This is a genomic window from Carboxylicivirga sp. M1479, from assembly GCF_007097485.1.
Lineage (GTDB): Bacteria > Bacteroidota > Bacteroidia > Bacteroidales > Marinilabiliaceae > Carboxylicivirga.
The window spans coordinates 81975-97887 of record NZ_VKDE01000008.1; the positions used below are offsets into that span (position 1 = coordinate 81975).

At 37.4% G+C, this 15913-nt stretch carries 15 protein-coding genes and 1 riboswitch; of the genes, 8 read left to right on the forward strand and 7 right to left on the reverse strand.

What is annotated here, in order from left to right:
* Positions 1-6: 6 nt before the first annotated feature.
* The 7 genes from FNN09_RS07070 (at position 7) to FNN09_RS07100 (ending at position 8139) form a co-directional block, all read left to right on the forward strand.
* On the forward strand, positions 7-627 hold the full coding sequence (locus tag FNN09_RS07070) for a c-type cytochrome (RefSeq protein WP_143300897.1): 621 nt from the start codon (positions 7-9) through the stop codon (positions 625-627).
* Positions 628-805: 178 nt separating this feature from the next.
* Complete coding sequence (ccoG, locus tag FNN09_RS07075; RefSeq protein WP_143300899.1) at positions 806-2203, forward strand: cytochrome c oxidase accessory protein CcoG; 1398 nt, start codon at positions 806-808, stop codon at positions 2201-2203.
* Between the two features lie 33 nt (positions 2204-2236).
* Positions 2237-2680 carry a FixH family protein gene (locus FNN09_RS07080; RefSeq protein ID WP_143300900.1) on the forward strand — a complete coding sequence of 148 codons (444 nt, stop codon included), beginning with the start codon at positions 2237-2239 and terminating at the stop codon, positions 2678-2680.
* A 7-nt stretch (positions 2681-2687) separates the two neighbouring features.
* Positions 2688-3389, forward strand: a complete 702-nt coding sequence (locus FNN09_RS07085) for a sulfite exporter TauE/SafE family protein (protein WP_143300902.1) — start codon at positions 2688-2690, stop codon at positions 3387-3389.
* Positions 3390-3513: 124 nt separating this feature from the next.
* A riboswitch (cobalamin riboswitch) is annotated at positions 3514-3723 on the forward strand.
* Between the two features lie 92 nt (positions 3724-3815).
* Positions 3816-5771 (forward strand): TonB-dependent receptor plug domain-containing protein, encoded by a 1956-nt coding sequence (locus FNN09_RS07090; protein WP_143300904.1) that lies wholly within the window; start codon positions 3816-3818, stop codon positions 5769-5771.
* Positions 5772-5782: 11 nt separating this feature from the next.
* Positions 5783-6877, forward strand: a complete 1095-nt coding sequence (locus FNN09_RS07095) for a YncE family protein (RefSeq protein ID WP_143300905.1) — start codon at positions 5783-5785, stop codon at positions 6875-6877.
* Positions 6878-7032: 155 nt separating this feature from the next.
* Positions 7033-8139, forward strand: coding sequence for a YncE family protein (locus tag FNN09_RS07100; protein WP_143300907.1), 1107 nt, complete (start codon positions 7033-7035; stop codon positions 8137-8139).
* Positions 8140-8191: 52 nt separating this feature from the next.
* On the opposite strand, the gene FNN09_RS07105 is transcribed toward FNN09_RS07100, so the two are convergent.
* Both FNN09_RS07105 and FNN09_RS07110 read right to left on the reverse strand, forming a co-directional pair.
* On the reverse strand, positions 8192-8623 hold the full coding sequence (locus tag FNN09_RS07105) for a thioesterase family protein (RefSeq protein WP_143300909.1): 432 nt from the start codon (positions 8621-8623) through the stop codon (positions 8192-8194).
* A 125-nt stretch (positions 8624-8748) separates the two neighbouring features.
* The gene (locus FNN09_RS07110; RefSeq protein WP_143300911.1) at positions 8749-10326 is read right to left on the reverse strand and encodes a peptide chain release factor 3; all 1578 of its coding nucleotides are present in this window, start codon (positions 10324-10326) and stop codon (positions 8749-8751) included.
* A 182-nt stretch (positions 10327-10508) separates the two neighbouring features.
* Here FNN09_RS07110 and FNN09_RS07115 point away from each other — a divergent pair, with 182 nt between their 5' ends.
* Positions 10509-11375 carry a histidinol-phosphatase gene (locus FNN09_RS07115; protein ID WP_143300913.1) on the forward strand — a complete coding sequence of 289 codons (867 nt, stop codon included), beginning with the start codon at positions 10509-10511 and terminating at the stop codon, positions 11373-11375.
* Between the two features lie 14 nt (positions 11376-11389).
* Here the strand turns inward: FNN09_RS07115 and FNN09_RS07120 are convergent, their stop codons facing one another.
* From FNN09_RS07120 to accC, 5 genes are all read right to left on the reverse strand, one after another.
* A complete protein-coding gene (locus tag FNN09_RS07120) occupies positions 11390-11581 on the reverse strand; it encodes a helix-turn-helix transcriptional regulator (RefSeq protein ID WP_143300914.1) in 192 nt (63 codons plus the stop codon).
* Positions 11571-11981: a hypothetical protein gene (locus tag FNN09_RS07125; protein ID WP_143300916.1), complete on the reverse strand. Its 411-nt coding sequence runs from the start codon at positions 11979-11981 to the stop codon at positions 11571-11573. Before FNN09_RS07125 ends, FNN09_RS07120 begins: the two co-directional genes overlap by 11 nt.
* 116 nt (positions 11982-12097) lie before the next feature.
* Positions 12098-13636: an acyl-CoA carboxylase subunit beta gene (locus FNN09_RS07130; RefSeq protein ID WP_143300918.1), complete on the reverse strand. Its 1539-nt coding sequence runs from the start codon at positions 13634-13636 to the stop codon at positions 12098-12100.
* A 15-nt stretch (positions 13637-13651) separates the two neighbouring features.
* The gene (locus FNN09_RS07135; RefSeq protein ID WP_185968919.1) at positions 13652-14158 is read right to left on the reverse strand and encodes a biotin/lipoyl-containing protein; all 507 of its coding nucleotides are present in this window, start codon (positions 14156-14158) and stop codon (positions 13652-13654) included.
* A 10-nt stretch (positions 14159-14168) separates the two neighbouring features.
* On the reverse strand, positions 14169-15683 hold the full coding sequence (gene accC, locus FNN09_RS07140; RefSeq protein ID WP_143300922.1) for an acetyl-CoA carboxylase biotin carboxylase subunit: 1515 nt from the start codon (positions 15681-15683) through the stop codon (positions 14169-14171).
* Positions 15684-15913: the final 230 nt, after the last annotated feature.

Below are 15913 nucleotides of genomic sequence, written 5' to 3' on the forward strand. Positions count from 1 at the left end.
ACATCTATGGAAGAGCATAAAAAACAACAGGAATTACCTGAAATAGACCCGTTAACAAATGATAATTTTGTGCCAGAACATGAGTTTGATGGGATACGTGAATTAGCAAATAACCCACCTTGGTGGTTAACATTTATCTTTATTTTCTCCATGTTCTTTGCATACGTTTATTTGGCGAAATACCATTTTTACGGAGATGGCGATTTGCAAATTGCGGAGTACGAAAATGAGCTATTGGCAGCCAATCCTGAGGAAGAAGAAGAGGCTGCAGGAATTAGCATTGAAATGGAGGATATTGATTTTTCGGTTCCTTTGGCCGATGCTGCTGGCTTGGATAAAGGAGCTAAGGTGTTTAAAACCAATTGTGCTGTTTGTCACTTAGCAGAAGGACAGGGATTGGTTGGACCTAACTTAACCGATGAATACTGGATACATGGTGGTAGCTTTGAGGATATTACGCGCATTATTAATAATGGTGTGGTTGAAAAGGGGATGATTGCCTGGAAAGGTCAATTATCGAAAAAACAAATTCATCAAGTGGCTAGTTACATTACCACTTTGGTGGGAACCAACCCTCCTAATCCGAAAGCTCCAGAGGGAGAAAAATATGTGCCTGATGCAGAGTGATTATTAAACCAGTATAGGTTAAATTAATAATCGTACTTCGGTATTTGATTGTATATTATAAAGCTAGCATCATAAAAAATGTTAGCTTTATTTGTTTAAAGTTCGAAACAAGAATTTATTAAAAAACGATTGATCTGCATTAAAAGTCATTTGTTTTAAAATCTACAAATCCAGATAGATGAATAATGAACACAACGATTCTTTTCGTGACCGCATAGTTACTATGAACGAAGAAGGTAGGCGTAACTGGGTGTATGCCAATCAGCCTAAAGGAAAGTTCTATACCATCCGTTCTATTGTCGCTTATGTTCTTCTTGCTTTTTTATTTGTTGCACCACACATTAAAGTAGCCAGTGGTGAGCCTTTGCTACTGTTTAATATTATACAGCGCAAGTTTGTGTTATTTGGAGTGGTTTTTTGGCCACAGGATTTTCATTTGTTTGTTATCGGCTTAATTACAATTATTATTTCCATTGTTACTTTTACAGTGGTGTATGGTCGTATTTGGTGCGGTTGGGCTTGCCCTCAAACCATTTTTATGGAAATGGTATTTCGAAGAATTGAATATTGGATTGAGGGGAGTGGTGATCAGCAACGGATAAGAGCAAAAGGAGAGGATACTTTTGATAAAGTTTGGCGCATGCTGCTTAAGCACTTTTTGTTTATAGCGATATCATGGGCAATAACACATACCATGCTGGCTTATATTGTGGGTTCAGATAAAGTAATGGAATACATCGTAGGAACGCCCTCAGATAATATTAGTGTTTTTATGGCTATCATGATTTTTACCGGAGCTTTTTATTTTGTATTCGCTTATTTTCGTGAGCAGGTGTGTTCTTTGGTTTGTCCTTATGGACGTTTACAAGGGGCTTTGCTTGATAATAATACCTTAATGGTAAGTTATGATTTTAAGCGAGGAGAAGGACGAGGGCCAATGCGCAAAGATGAGGATCGATTATCAGTCGGTAAAGGTGATTGTGTTAATTGTAATAAGTGTGTAAGTGTATGTCCTACGGGTATTGATATTCGTGATGGTATACAATTAGAATGTATCAACTGTACTGCCTGTATGGATGCTTGCGACAGTACCATGCGACGCTATCAACTACCCGAAGGTTTAATTCGAATTACCTCTCAAAACAATATATCAAATGGGGCTAGCTTTCGTTGGACACCACGTATTATTGCCTACACTGCATTAACAACGGCTTTAATTGGTGCTATGGTGGTGTTGTTTACCTTACGTTCAAGCTACGAAACAACCATATTGCGTGTGCAAGGTTCCTTATATCAGAAAATTGATGATACAACTTACTCGAACATTTACAATTATAAAATTGTAAATAAAACGGAGTATGAGGGTAACTTAAGTATACGCTTGGTTGAACCACAAGGCGAAGTAGAATTAGCTGGTAATACCATGTTGGTAAAAAAGCAGGAGAAGATTCAAGGTGTCTTCTTATTAAAATTACAAAAAGAACAATTATCGGGCTCTAGTACCAAAGTTGTATTGGGAGTATACAATGGTGATGACCTTATTGAAACAATTCATACCACTTTTGTTGGGCCGTAGCTACAGTTTAAATCACAAATAATAATTTTTACTATGAAGTTTAATTGGGGACACGCCATTATATTAGTTATTGTAACGGGCGTTATGGGATTTCTTACCTTGGTGTTTTTATCTACCCGTGAGAAAATAGATATGGTTACCGAAGATTATTATCCTAAAGAGCTGCAATATGATGATCAGATTAAGAAGATTAAAAACTATAATGCTTTAGTAACCAAAGTAAAAATATCATCCAATGGCGAAATAAATATCCATTTTCCAAATGATATAGCCGATGCGAATGGCATAACAGGTCTTATTCATTTCTATCGTCCCTCAAACAAGGAGTTAGATGTGGAGCAGGAAATTCAATTAAACGATGATTATGCTATGACGATTCCAAAGACTCAGTTTAAAAACGGTAAATATGAGGTGATAATTGAATGGCAAGCCAATAATCAAGCATATTTAACCAAGCAAGATATTTACATAGACTAATAATAAGATGCATATTATAGAAGGATTTGTATTTGGTTTTTTAGGGAGTTTGCATTGTGTAGGTATGTGTGGCCCCTTGGCCTTAGCTTTACCTTTGCCAACTAAATCAGCAACACAAAAGGCAACGGGAGCAGTGCTTTATAATGTTGGTCGTGCCATTACCTATGGTTTGTTGGGGCTAATTTTTGGTTTACTTGGAGCGGGTTTGAAATTATCGGGGGTGCAACAATGGGTTTCCATTGCTTGTGGTGTGCTTATGATATTATCAGTTATACTTCCTGGTGTCATCAAAATGCCTAAATCAAGTAATAAAGTTTCCACATCCATTTATTCTTCGTTGAAGAAAAAAATAGGCGATTCGCTCAATAGAAAGAAATTAAGTAATCTATTTGTTATTGGCATTCTTAATGGTTTTTTGCCATGTGGACTGGTTTATGTTGCCATATCAAGAGCTGTTACTTCTATCTCCATAAGCGACAGTGTATTGTTTATGGTGTTTTTTGGTTTGGGAACCTTGCCATTGATGTTTGCAGTAGCCTACTTTGCTAATATCATTAAAAGTCGTTTTCTGCATCAACTTCGTAAAGCAATTCCTGTTTTTATCATCATACTAGGCCTGTTGTTTATTTTGCGTGGTTTAAATTTGGGTATCCCATATATAAGCCCTGAATTTAAAGCGGAAACACAAGAGGTTAAGTGTTGTCATTGAAAATGATTATAGTATTTGAATAATAGAAAGGCTGGCGGTAGTGCTGGTCTTTTTTTTTATTTAAAATAAGTCTAAAGAGTCTAACTTTTATTTCCAATATATTTTTTCCCTAGTTCAATTACATTACTTTTGCACTCGATTTGGTTCACACAGCATCTATCGGTGCTAAGTGATAATAGGGAATGCCGTGAGAATCGGCAACAGTATCCGCTGCTGTAAGTCCTATCTGGGTAAAACCAGAATTACTATAATCATCAAAGCCACTGTTCTGGGGAACGGGAAGGCGATTATAGTGGGATAAGTCAGAAGACCTGCCAAAGATTATTCAATTGTTCGTGTCATTCGGAATAAATGCATGGCGATTAATACGTAAAAGTATTCAAAGCCCCGTTTTGTCAGAACAGTTTAATTAACTCAATTTATAGAATGAGGAGTAAACTGTTGATGTTGTTGAATTTTAGAGATATAGCTAATGTATTTCGCTCATTATTGTGTTTAAAGTGCATGCTCTGGTGTGCTTTTATGCTTAATGGGTGTTTTAGTGAGCTTTCAGCTCAGTTGACGGCTTCAATTGATACCATCAATATTATTGAGGTTGAAATTGTTAAGCCCCGTTTAAGTCGGAATAGTGAGCTAGATAGCTACATTGACGTTCCCAAGCAACAAATTGTAAACTACCAAAACCAAAACCTTTCAGAGTTATTAGCGAAAACAACCTTTGGTATGATTACTTCAAGCGGTTACAATGGCGGTATTGCCAGTATACGTTTACGAGGCGGAGGATCTAATCATACGAGTGTGCTTTGGAATGGGTTACCGGTTAATTCACTTACTACTGGTGGAGCTGATTTAAGCATGTTAAATGTTGGTGCTTTCGACCAGATTAAGGTAATTAACGGAGCTGCTGGTGCAAAATATGGAAGTGGTACATTAGGTGGAGCTGTTGAACTGAATAATATACCCAGTTTTAAAGATAGCTCTTCAGTTGCGATTAGTGGGGTGTATGGTAGTTTTGAAACATATAAAGCAAGAGCTAATGCTCAAGTATCAAACAATAATTTAAGCTACTCTGGACAGTTATTTTTTTCAGACTCGAAGAACAACTTTACTTTCGAAGATAATCTGGACCATGGTACGCCTGAAAAAACAATGCAAAATGCTGATGTCCATGAGTATGGTACAATTCATAATTTGGGATTTAAAATAAAACAGCACTTGTTTAATGTTGGTCTTTGGTACCAATTTAAAGATTACAACATTCCTCCAGTCATGGGACCCGGCGATTTAGTCAGTACATCTAATCAAAAGGATTCTACTTTTAAAGCCTTTTTGAATTGGAAGCACTATTCTAATTATTGGCGATTAGAAGCACTATCAGGCTTTATTAACGACGAACTCATCTATACGAATAATGGAGTTCTCATTAATGAAATAGGTTCGAAGCGTCATCTAAATTCTGTATATGCGGGTTATAGTGTAGGAAAATTTTGTTTCGAAACGGGGCTGCGATATAACTACCTCAAAGGCAAGTCATATAATTATTTTGGTGATAAAAAGGAGCATGAGTTAGGAGTATCATTAAATACAACTTTCAAACATGGCATCTCCAGTACCTCAATTCTTCTGAGTAAAGAGTGGAATAGCGTTACTCATCCACCAATTATGTTTGCTTTCGCAAGTCAAATGGTTATAGTTCCCCAGCAATTAGATTTAAGGTTTAAGGTGTCAAGCCATTACCGCCGTCCAACATTTAATGAACGATATTGGGAGCCTGGTGGAAACCAGAATCTTAAGTCAGAAAGAGGTGTTAACGGTGAGGTAGGTCTTTCGTATGTTATTTGGAATACTTTGGAACAGAATATTACTATAGATGAAACACTGTACACGGCCTACAACCAAGAGATGTTAATGTGGGTTCCTGATGATGGTGCATCTAAGCCTATTAATACCGGTAAAGTTAAATCGCTAGGAAGTGAAACAAAAGTTAGTTACGTGAGAAATGGCGCTAATCACACAATTACTGCAGCATTGCTTTATGGCTATGGTAAGCATCAGTTTAACGATGCGGATGCAAGCAATTATAAAGAAATACTGTATTATAAACCCAAGCACCTTTTGCGAGCCTGGGCTACATATTCCGATAAAATATTTGACTTAACTATTAATAACTCATTCCAGTCAGATTGCACTACACCAGATGGTTATACTGTTGATCGTTTTTTTATTACAGATATAATGGCACATGTAAAACCCTTAATGAAGTATGATAAGTTACAGGTATCAATATCTGTTCACAATGTTTTTAATACTAACTATCAATTAATATATCAATATGCCCAACCAAGGCGTAATTATTCGGTTGGATTAAGTTTAATTTTATAAATATACTCAAGATGAAAGATCTATTTAAAGTTTTATTATTAGCAATGCTAATAATAGCTACAGTAGCCTGTGATAACGATGATGATGAACAAGGTAAAGACTTGGATGATGTGGTTTTTGTATTAAATGAAGGCTCAACAAGTGGTTCTGTTTCCTTAGTAAATATTAAAACTAACGAAGTGGTTAATGATGCTTACTTTAAGGCCAATAATGAAATTCCATTGGGATCTTACCCACAGTCGATTGCTGCCTCAGATGATTACTTGGTAATTGCCGTTACTGCTACTGATGAAAAAGGGCACATTGAGGTCGTAGATAATGAAACTATGAAACACGTTATGGCAATAACCAATGTGGGATATCCAAGAGGTGTTGTTGTTGATGGTAATTACGCGTATGTGTCAAACGGCAATTCCTATGGTGAAGTCATTACCATTAACCTGGAAACTTTGGAAGAAGAAGGGGAGCGTATAACAGTTTCCAACGGTCCTGAGCAAATGGTAATTATAGGAAGAAAACTATATGTAGCTTGTAGTGGAGGCTGGAGTAATGACGGTACAAGCGTTGACGTTATTAATTTAGACTCAAAAACTATTGAGAAATCAATAACAACATTAAACTGTCCTCGCGATATGGTTGCTGATGCCGCGAACAACCTTTGGGTTTACTGTGGAGGTGTTACAGAATATGACAGTAATTGGAATGCCGTTGGCATTACTGGGCAAGGACTAACAAAGATCAATACAGCGAATTCAATGGTCGAGAACTTTGATTTTTCTTCTCCATCTTCATCATTTAGTGCTAAACGTTTAGCTGTGAGTGCTGATAAAATGACATTGTATTTTGCTAGAGGGAAATCTATTTTTGATGTTGATTATATGGCAACGGAAATTGATGAGCAAAATGCATTCTTAACTTTGGGCGATAAATATCTTGAAGTTTATGGTTTGGATGTGAATCCGGAGACAGATAATCTATGGGTTTGCGGAAGTACTGGGTATTCAACTGAAACAGATATGCTTGTGTACTCAAATAAAGGAATGGAAACTACCAAATATACAGTTGGTGTTTTAGCTAACTCAGTAGCTTTTGAATTCGAAGATTAACACCCTAACATAGTCCTCATTTGTGAGGAAAGTTTTCTAAAGGTCGGTTTTTTACCGACCTTTTTTATATTCTGTTGATTAATAGTTAAGATTATTGGAAAAGGAATAATATCTTTGGTTGTTTTTTTAAGATGACGATTATACGATAAGAAAATATGAAGAAATTATTTGTTGCTATAGGTGTTGCTGCCGCTTTGGGATTAACGAGTTGTAATGATGTTACTATCTATAACCTGGAAGATCATCAAGGTGCATATATTTTAAACAAAGGAACAACCAATAGCACCATTAGCTATTATAACTACGAGCGCGAGCAATGCACCAATGATTATTATCAAGCTAATAATAGTGGCGCAAGTATTGGTTCTGGAGCAACGTCGATAGCCACACGAAAGACTTCTGTATATCAGAAAGGAATTGCTTATGTAACTTCACCTACCGATGGTAACATTGAAATGATTAATTTGGATGGTTTTAAGTCTATAGGTAATATCGATAGCTTTACAAACCCTACAGATGTATCTCCGGCTGAGGAAACTGTTATTTATGTTGCTCATGATGATGCCATGGTTTCGGCTTATGATATTGTGAATAATACGATAGTTGAATCCTATGAGGTTGCTGACAAGCCGCAAAAGATGGTTAGTTCAGGTAAGTATCTTTACGTTGCCTGTAAGGGCGATGAAACAGGTGCTAAAGTGATTGTTATTGATATGAGTAACAAAGTAAAAGCTGATACCATCGATTTAGCTTACGATAATCCAATTGACATGGCCGTCGACATCGACCGTAAGGTGTGGGTCTATTGCGATGGAGTAGATCAGGCTTTGGTGAAGTTAGATAGAGAATTTAAAACTGATACTATTTCTTTCGATGAAGAAACCTTGGAGCTAGTAGATACGACTTATATCACCAATGAGCCAATTAACCTTTTATTAGGTGCGTCAAAGGGTAGCTCAGACAATCCATTAACAATGTCTAGAGATGGTAGAATTGTGTTTTATGTATATGGGCATTTATGTTCTAATACGATATACGCATCTCCAGAAGAAGGATTGTCAACCGATATTATTATAACTGGAGACTATTCAAGCGAAGCATTTAATGGCATTGACTATGATGGAAGAACTGGTCGTTTAATGGCATTAACTAATGATGGACAGTTGGTTATACTGCGATGGGCCAGTGATGTAAGTAAATGGAATAAAGAAGAAGAATATAAGGTTGGAGAAATGCCAGTTATGACTGGCTTTAATTTCTAATAGACACAAGGATACAAAATAATATAGACCGGGCAGTTTGCCCGGTCTTTTTTTATACCGTATGCTCGTCAACAAATGTTTTGTGACAAACAATGTAACGTTCGTGAGCTCCTAGTCCAATGGATTCACCTTTGCCATTGATCATGGCAACATCAAAAAAGAGCTTTTTCCCTTCCATAAACTTAAGGTGGGCTTTGCATATGATTTCTTCTCCCACTTGTGCAGTTGTAAGGTGTCGTACATTCATTTCTGTGCTTACTGTGTCATAACCCACGGGTAAATTCGGGTCGATCAAAGCTACGCAACACTGTTCCATGTAAACAATCATCGCAGCAGTAGAAATAAATGGTACTTGTCCTGTTTTGAGGTAGGTTGCTAAGTCTTCCTTTTTTACAGTTATTTTTCTTTCATTTTGGCTTCCAACCGATAAGTGATAATTGCTTGGGGGAGCTCCTTTGTGTTTTTTATCGCAGTCTGTTGTCATGGTGTATGGGCTTGTTTCTTTAAATTTAATTCATTTTTAAAATTTAAGAAAGACCAAATGGTAATTTTTAGCAATAAAAAAGGCGAGTATAATTAAATACCCGCCTCGAAATATGTAGTGTAATTTTAAAACTCTGAAGTAAAGTGAAATTTAATGTTCTTGAAATTACTTTCAGCCATTTGCAGCATATAAGCCGAATCTGCCATAAATACATCACGACCAAATTTATCCTTGGCCATATATTGTAATTTACGTTTTTTAAAGTCTTCCAGCTCTTCTTTGTTATCACTTTCTAACCAACAAGCTTTGTGCAAGTTTATTGGTTCATAGCGACATTTAGCACCATATTCGTGCAGCAGACGATATTCAATAACTTCAAATTGTAGTGCTCCAACAGTTCCAATAACTTTGCGGCCATTAAACTGACTTACAAACAGCTGAGCAACCCCTTCATCCATTAACTGATCAATACCTTTAGCCAGCTGCTTTGATTTCATTGGATCGGCATTTTCTATGTAGCGGAATAATTCAGGGGAGAAACTAGGCAAGCCTTTATAATTAAGCTTTTCACCACCCGTTACTGTATCGCCAATTTTAAAATTACCCGAATCAGGGATACCTACAATATCACCAGGGTAAGCTTCATCTATAATGGTTTTTTTCTCAGCCATAAAAGCTGTAGGGCTTGAGAATTTCATGTTTTTGCCTAGGCGAACATGATGATAGTTGGTATTTCTTTCGAATTTACCAGAGCATATTTTTAAGAAAGCTAAACGGTTACGATGGTTAGGGTCCATGTTAGCATGAATCTTAAAAACAAAACCACTGAATTTCTCTTCTTTAGAATCCACTATTCGCTCTTCGGCTTGCGATGGCTGAGGCGATGGGGCTATTTTAAGGAAACACTCCAAAAGCTCTTTTACACCGAAGTTGTTAAGGGCACTACCAAAAAATACGGGTGCCACTTGCGCATTCATGTATGTTTCCGATTCAAAATCAGGATAAACACCCGTTACTAATTCCAGCTCTTCGCGCGCTAGCTCAGCTGAATCTTCACCAATCTGCTCTTCTAATGCCGAGTCACTCAAATCTTTGATGGAGATGCCTTCTTCCAGCACTTGTTTGTTGGGTTCGAATAGGTATAAGCTCTCGTCAAATAAGTTGTAAACACCTTTAAACTGCGGACCGTTACCTATAGGCCAGCTTAAAGGGCGAACTTTTATTTTTAACTCTTCCTCAACTTCATCCAATAGGTCAAAAGGATCTTTACTAGGTCGATCCAGCTTATTAATGAATACAATTACAGGCGTGTTACGCATGCGACAAACCTCCATTAGCTTGCGTGTTTGTGCCTCCACACCTTTGGCAGCATCAACAACAATAATTACACTGTCAACAGCCGTTAAAGTTCTAAAGGTATCTTCGGCAAAATCTTGGTGACCTGGCGTATCTAAGATGTTAACTTTGTAACCGTCGTACTCAAAACCCATTACCGATGTTGCCACCGAAATACCTCTTTGTTTTTCTATCTCCATAAAATCGGAGGTAGCAGTTTTCTTTATCTTGTTCGATTTCACAGCACCTGCCACATGTATGGCACCACCAAATAATAGTAGCTTCTCAGTCAGTGTTGTTTTACCCGCATCGGGGTGACTGATAATGGCAAATGTGCGTCTTCTGTTTATTTCATCAATAAAACCCATGTTCTTCAATTTTGCAGCTGCAAAGTTAAACAATCAGTGCGATTTCATGTTTTGATTTAAAGAATTGTTTGATTAAAAAAAATGATCATTTTTACTTTAGTTTAAAGATTATTATTCAAATTTACTTAGAGATTAAAAGTATATTTGACTGGAAGATTAAACCTTTGAAATTTTAATGAAATATGGGATGGACAAATTATCATGGTCATTGTGAATATTGTGATGGTGCGGGGAAAATAGAAGATTACATTATTAAGGCAATTGAGTTAGAGATGGATGCTGTGGGGATATCGTCGCATGCGCCTGTTCCTTTTCCTACCGATTGGACAATGCCTGCCTACAAGTTAGAGAGTTATCAGAAAGAAATAGATGCTTTAAAAATAAAATATCAAGATCAGATTAAGGTTTACAAATCTCTGGAAGTTGATTATATACCAGGACTTGCGGCACCGAATCATGAGAAGATTAATGAATGCCACTTGGATTATACAGTTGGTTCTGTTCATTATATTGGTAAGATGCAAGATGGAACACATTGGGCTGTTGATGCACCTGCCGATGAGTTTAAAAAAGGTCTTGATTATTCTTTTGATGGAGATGGTAAGCGCGCTGCCATAAGGTATTTTGAGCTACAACGTGAAATGTTGGAAGATGCAAAACCAACTATTCTTGGGCATATGGATAAGATTAAGATGCACAACCAAACATTTAATCTTTTTGATGAGCAAGAACAATGGTATGTTGATGAAGTGATTAAAACGCTCGCTTTAGCGAAAGAGAAAGGTGTAATTGTTGAAATTAATACCAAAGCTTTTTATCGCGATGATCATTTATTCCCTGGCCCTGAGCATTTTAAAAAGATGAAAGAATTAGGTGTTGCTATCACCATTAATTCAGATGCTCATCATCCTGATAAACTTACCAATGCCTTTGAAGAGGTAGCACAAATGTTGGTAGATGCTGGTTATACACACTTAACAGAGCTTATTGATGGGCAGTGGCAGGAAGTGCCATTTACGAATGTTGGAATTGGTGTTTGTGTTGATTAATTAGCGTTTTGTTGTTATTCAAAAATAAAAACATCCTCAATTTTAAGATTGAAAATTTTAGCAATATCATAGGCCAACTTTAAAGAGGGATTATACTTTCCTTTTTCCAGGAAGACTATCGTCTCTCTTCTTACATTCACGTTTTTCGCCAAGTCAAGTTGGGTTAGCTTATCTCTGGCACGCAATTCTTTTATTCTATTTTTCATTTAATTGTATTCTTACGAGTACTTTGGCTATGAATGATAACAGTGCAGAAAGCAGTATTCCACCTCCAATCATGGTTTCAATGTTTGGAAAGTAATCTTTAAATATAAAGATGCAAAACCATACATACATTGACCATGTATAGGCATAATAGCCAGACTTATATTTAAGTAGGCGACTTAATTCATCCTCAGTAGCTAATCCTAATTCTTCTTCTTTATCTCGCTTATATGAATTATAGAAATAAATAATACCAATTACTCCTAAAAGTCCTAATATTAGTGTTTTTAGCCACGGATATGACTTTAGGTCGTTGCTAATTAATAACCACACCAAAATTACCATCGACAAAGTGCCAAATGTTTTTAATAGGTTTTCCTTTTTTAGTCTGTCTCGTTTCATCATATTAGTGTAATGTTATATAAATCTAACACTAAGTTAGAAAAACATAACATTGCAACAAAAAAACTACCCGTAAATGTTTTACGGGTAGCAGTAATTTTTAAAGCAAACGATTATTATAATGGCATGTTACCATGTTTCTTTAATGGTGCTGATTCACTTTTGTTTTGCGTCATTTCAAGCGCTTGAATCAATTTGAATCGTGTTTCTTTCGGTAAGATTATCTCATCCAGATATCCTAACTCAGCTGCCCTATATGGGTTGGCAAAATTCTCACGATAATCATCAACGCGTTCAGCCTTGGCAATATCATCCGTTTCTCCTCTAAAAATGATGTTAACGGCTCCTTCAGGTCCCATAACGGCAATTTCAGCAGTTGGGTAGGCAAAATTTATATCGGCCGCTAAATGTTTTGATGCCATTACATCATAAGCTCCTCCGTATGCTTTACGAGTGATAACGGTGATTTTTGGTACAGTAGCCTCGGCATAAGCGTATAGTAACTTAGCACCATGCTTAATAATACCACCATACTCCTGAACCGTACCTGGTAAAAAGCCTGGTACATCGACAAAAGTAACTACCGGAATGTTGAAAGCATCGCAAAAACGAACGAAGCGAGCGCCCTTGGTTGATGACTCAATATCTAAAACTCCAGCAAGGTAATTGGGCTGATTAGCCACGATACCAACCGTTCTACCAGCCATGCGTCCAAAGCCTGTGATTAGGTTTTGCGCATAATGCGGCATTACTTCAAAAAAGTGTTTGTTATCCACCACATCGGCCAATATCTCATGCATATCGTATGGCTTGTTCGGATCTGCAGGTATGAGTTTCTGTAACTCTTCATTTTCACGTCGGATATCATCAGTAGTTGGCAGTACTGGTGCATCTTCCATGTTATTTGATGGTAAGAAGCTCAATAGCTCACGAATCATCATTAAAGTATGTTCATCATCATCAGCCATAAAGTGAGCCACGCCGCTCTTGGCATTGTGAGTCATTGCCCCACCTAATTCTTCTTTGGTAACTTCTTCGTGAGTTACTGTTTTAATTACCTCAGGGCCCGTTACAAACATGTAGCTAGTGTCTTTCACCATAAAAATAAAGTCGGTGAGGGCAGGAGAGTATACTGCTCCACCAGCGCAAGGCCCCATAATAGCCGATATCTGAGGTATTACACCCGATGCTTTTACATTGAGGTAAAAGATATCGCCATAACCGGCAAGGCTTTGAACGCCTTCCTGAATTCGGGCACCTCCTGAATCATTCAATCCAATCAAAGGGGCACCCATTTTAAGTGCTAGCTTTGATATTTTAATAATTTTATCGGCGTTGGAACGACTTAGGGAACCACCAAAAACTGTAAAATCTTGCGCGAATACATAAACTAGGCGTCCATCAACCTTACCATAACCTGTAATAAAACCATCGCCTGGAAAATGTGTTTTTTCCATACCAAAATTATTACATTGGTGCTTAACCAGTTTGTCCAACTCCACAAATGTGCCAGCGTCTAAAAAAACATCAATACGCTCGCGCGCAGTAAGTTTCCCACCTTTGTGTTGCTTTTTAATTCGTGCTTCGCCACCACCAGCTTCCGCTTCTTGGTTGCGTTCTTCAAACTTCTTATATTTTTCTTCTAAAGTGTGCATTGTTTCAAATCTTAGTTATTCAATTTCAATTAATGGCTGATGACCTTCAACAGCGTCTCCCTCTTTCACGTGAACGTGTTTCACCACGCCATCAACAGAGCTTTTGTATTCACTTTCCATTTTCATGGCCGATACAATTATCACCGTCTGTCCTTTTTCTACTGTATCGCCTTCTTTGACAGGGATTTTCACAATTTTACCAGGCATTGGTGTGGAGATGGTGTTTTCAGCACTGTCAGAACTTGATTTTGAAGCGTTGCGATAGCGTGTGGCAGCGTCAATTACCTCAATTTCGTAGTAGTTACTTATGGTGTTTACTTTGTAATGGTTGAGAGTATCTCCTTGAATCATTTCCATATTAATGGATTGTCCATTCAATAAAATGGAGTAAGTGTCAGATTCAACTTTCTGCAGGTCTAAATTATATACACGACCATCAATGTCCACTTTGTATTTGGTGCCGTCTTGCTCCAGTATATTTATCCGTGCATGACGTGTGTCTATTTTTAATTCAATTGGCATAGTTCGTTTTTTAAAGGCGTAAGATGTTTTTGCGTCGGGCATATTCTTTCCATGCCGATTGGTTTGGTGTTGCTACATTGGTTTTGTCAGCCGCCTCTTTTAATTTTTGGGTATAATCAAGGTAAGCAACAAACAACGCAATGTCTTCACAATAATCGGTGCAGTCATCTTCCTCTGTCATCAGAAAATCCATATTCTTTTCGATGAAATGAGTGTTGTAATCGCCGTTAACAAAGTCATCGGCCTCCATAATGCGTGCAACAAATGGGATCGATGTTTTAACACCTGTAATTTTATATTCATACAGGGCTCTCTTCATACGATCAATGGCCTCTTCGCGGCTTGGAGCCCACGAAATAAGCTTCGAAATCATAGGGTCGTAGTGAAAAGGTATTTCGTAACCTTCGTACACATAGCCATCTGTTCGCATACCTAATCCCATAGGTTCAGTAATGTTTTTAATCACACCAGGGCAAGGCATAAAATTATTCTTATGATCCTCGGCATAGATACGGCACTCAATGGCATGTCCATTCTGACGTAAATCTTCTTGCTTAAATTCAAGTGGCAAGCCATTGGCCACATTAATCTGGGCTTTTACCAAATCAACACCAGTGGTACGTTCTGTAATAGGGTGTTCTACTTGCAAGCGGGTGTTCATCTCTAAAAAATAGAAGTTATGATCGTTATCAACCAAAAACTCTACTGTTCCGGCACCTACGTAGTCAACTGATTTAGCTGCCGATATAGCTTGTTCTCCCATTTTTTGGCGTAATTCAGGTGTCATCAAAGGAGATGGTGTTTCTTCAACTACCTTTTGATGACGACGTTGAACAGAGCATTCACGTTCGAATAGATGAACGTAATTACCATGCTGATCAGCCATTATTTGAAATTCAATGTGATGTGGAGACTCGATGTATTTTTCGATGTATACAGCATCGTTGCCAAAGGCAGAACGGGCTTCTGATTTAGCCATTTCGTAGGCATTGACCAGGTCTTTTTCTTCGCGAACTAGTCGCATACCTTTGCCACCACCTCCGGCACTGGCTTTTAGCATAACCGGATAGCCTATTTGGTTAGCTGTTGCCTTTAGTTTATTAGGATCATCAATGTTTTCTTTTGTTCCAGGTACAACAGGCACCTCGGAATCAATCATCAATTGGCGTGCTGTAAGCTTATCGCCCATGGTGTTGATTGCATGAATTGATGGCCCAATAAAAATAATACCTGCTTTACCTACTTCCTCAGCAAATTGCGCATTTTCGGATAAGAATCCATAACCCGGATGTATTGCATCCGATTTGGATAAAACGGCTACTTCAAGTATTTTTTTAATATTAAGATAGCTCTCGGCAGACGAGGCCGGACCAACACAGTACGCCTCATCAGCATATCTAACGTGTTTGGCAGTTCTGTCAACTTCTGAAAATATTGCCACGGATTTAATGCCCATTTCGCGACATGATCTCATAACGCGAACGGCAATTTCACCTCGGTTAGCAACTAATATTTTTTTAATCATAATGGAATAAAGATTTCATTAATAAAAAATTAGAACTAAAAATGTTCTATAGAACATTAAAAGACCTAAAATTCCGACATGCAAAAAAGCTGATTTTTGTCAGACTTCCAAATAGTTTGAGCAATTTGTGTGGAATCATTATAAATAAGATTAGTGCTAAACACCCTTTTAAGTTGATGGTTTAATTAAGTGTATCTTTGTTAAGGAAGAATTTTAAATTTTTTACTGTT

What these genes read in the sequence shown, in the direction of transcription:
- FNN09_RS07070 (WP_143300897.1), top strand. Translation starts at nt 7, where the DNA reads ATGGAAGAGCATAAAAAACAACAGGAATTACCTGAAATAGACCCGTTA.
- ccoG (WP_143300899.1), top strand. Translation starts at nt 806, where the DNA reads ATGAATAATGAACACAACGATTCTTTTCGTGACCGCATAGTTACTATG.
- FNN09_RS07080 (WP_143300900.1), top strand. Translation starts at nt 2,237, where the DNA reads ATGAAGTTTAATTGGGGACACGCCATTATATTAGTTATTGTAACGGGC.
- FNN09_RS07085 (WP_143300902.1), top strand. Translation starts at nt 2,688, where the DNA reads ATGCATATTATAGAAGGATTTGTATTTGGTTTTTTAGGGAGTTTGCAT.
- FNN09_RS07090 (WP_143300904.1), top strand. Translation starts at nt 3,816, where the DNA reads ATGAGGAGTAAACTGTTGATGTTGTTGAATTTTAGAGATATAGCTAAT.
- FNN09_RS07095 (WP_143300905.1), top strand. Translation starts at nt 5,783, where the DNA reads ATGAAAGATCTATTTAAAGTTTTATTATTAGCAATGCTAATAATAGCT.
- FNN09_RS07100 (WP_143300907.1), top strand. Translation starts at nt 7,033, where the DNA reads ATGAAGAAATTATTTGTTGCTATAGGTGTTGCTGCCGCTTTGGGATTA.
- FNN09_RS07105 (WP_143300909.1), bottom strand. Translation starts at nt 8,623, where the DNA reads ATGACAACAGACTGCGATAAAAAACACAAAGGAGCTCCCCCAAGCAAT.
- FNN09_RS07110 (WP_143300911.1), bottom strand. Translation starts at nt 10,326, where the DNA reads ATGGGTTTTATTGATGAAATAAACAGAAGACGCACATTTGCCATTATC.
- FNN09_RS07115 (WP_143300913.1), top strand. Translation starts at nt 10,509, where the DNA reads ATGGGATGGACAAATTATCATGGTCATTGTGAATATTGTGATGGTGCG.
- FNN09_RS07120 (WP_143300914.1), bottom strand. Translation starts at nt 11,581, where the DNA reads ATGAAAAATAGAATAAAAGAATTGCGTGCCAGAGATAAGCTAACCCAA.
- FNN09_RS07125 (WP_143300916.1), bottom strand. Translation starts at nt 11,981, where the DNA reads ATGAAACGAGACAGACTAAAAAAGGAAAACCTATTAAAAACATTTGGC.
- FNN09_RS07130 (WP_143300918.1), bottom strand. Translation starts at nt 13,636, where the DNA reads ATGCACACTTTAGAAGAAAAATATAAGAAGTTTGAAGAACGCAACCAA.
- FNN09_RS07135 (WP_185968919.1), bottom strand. Translation starts at nt 14,158, where the DNA reads ATGCCAATTGAATTAAAAATAGACACACGTCATGCACGGATAAATATA.
- accC (WP_143300922.1), bottom strand. Translation starts at nt 15,683, where the DNA reads ATGATTAAAAAAATATTAGTTGCTAACCGAGGTGAAATTGCCGTTCGC.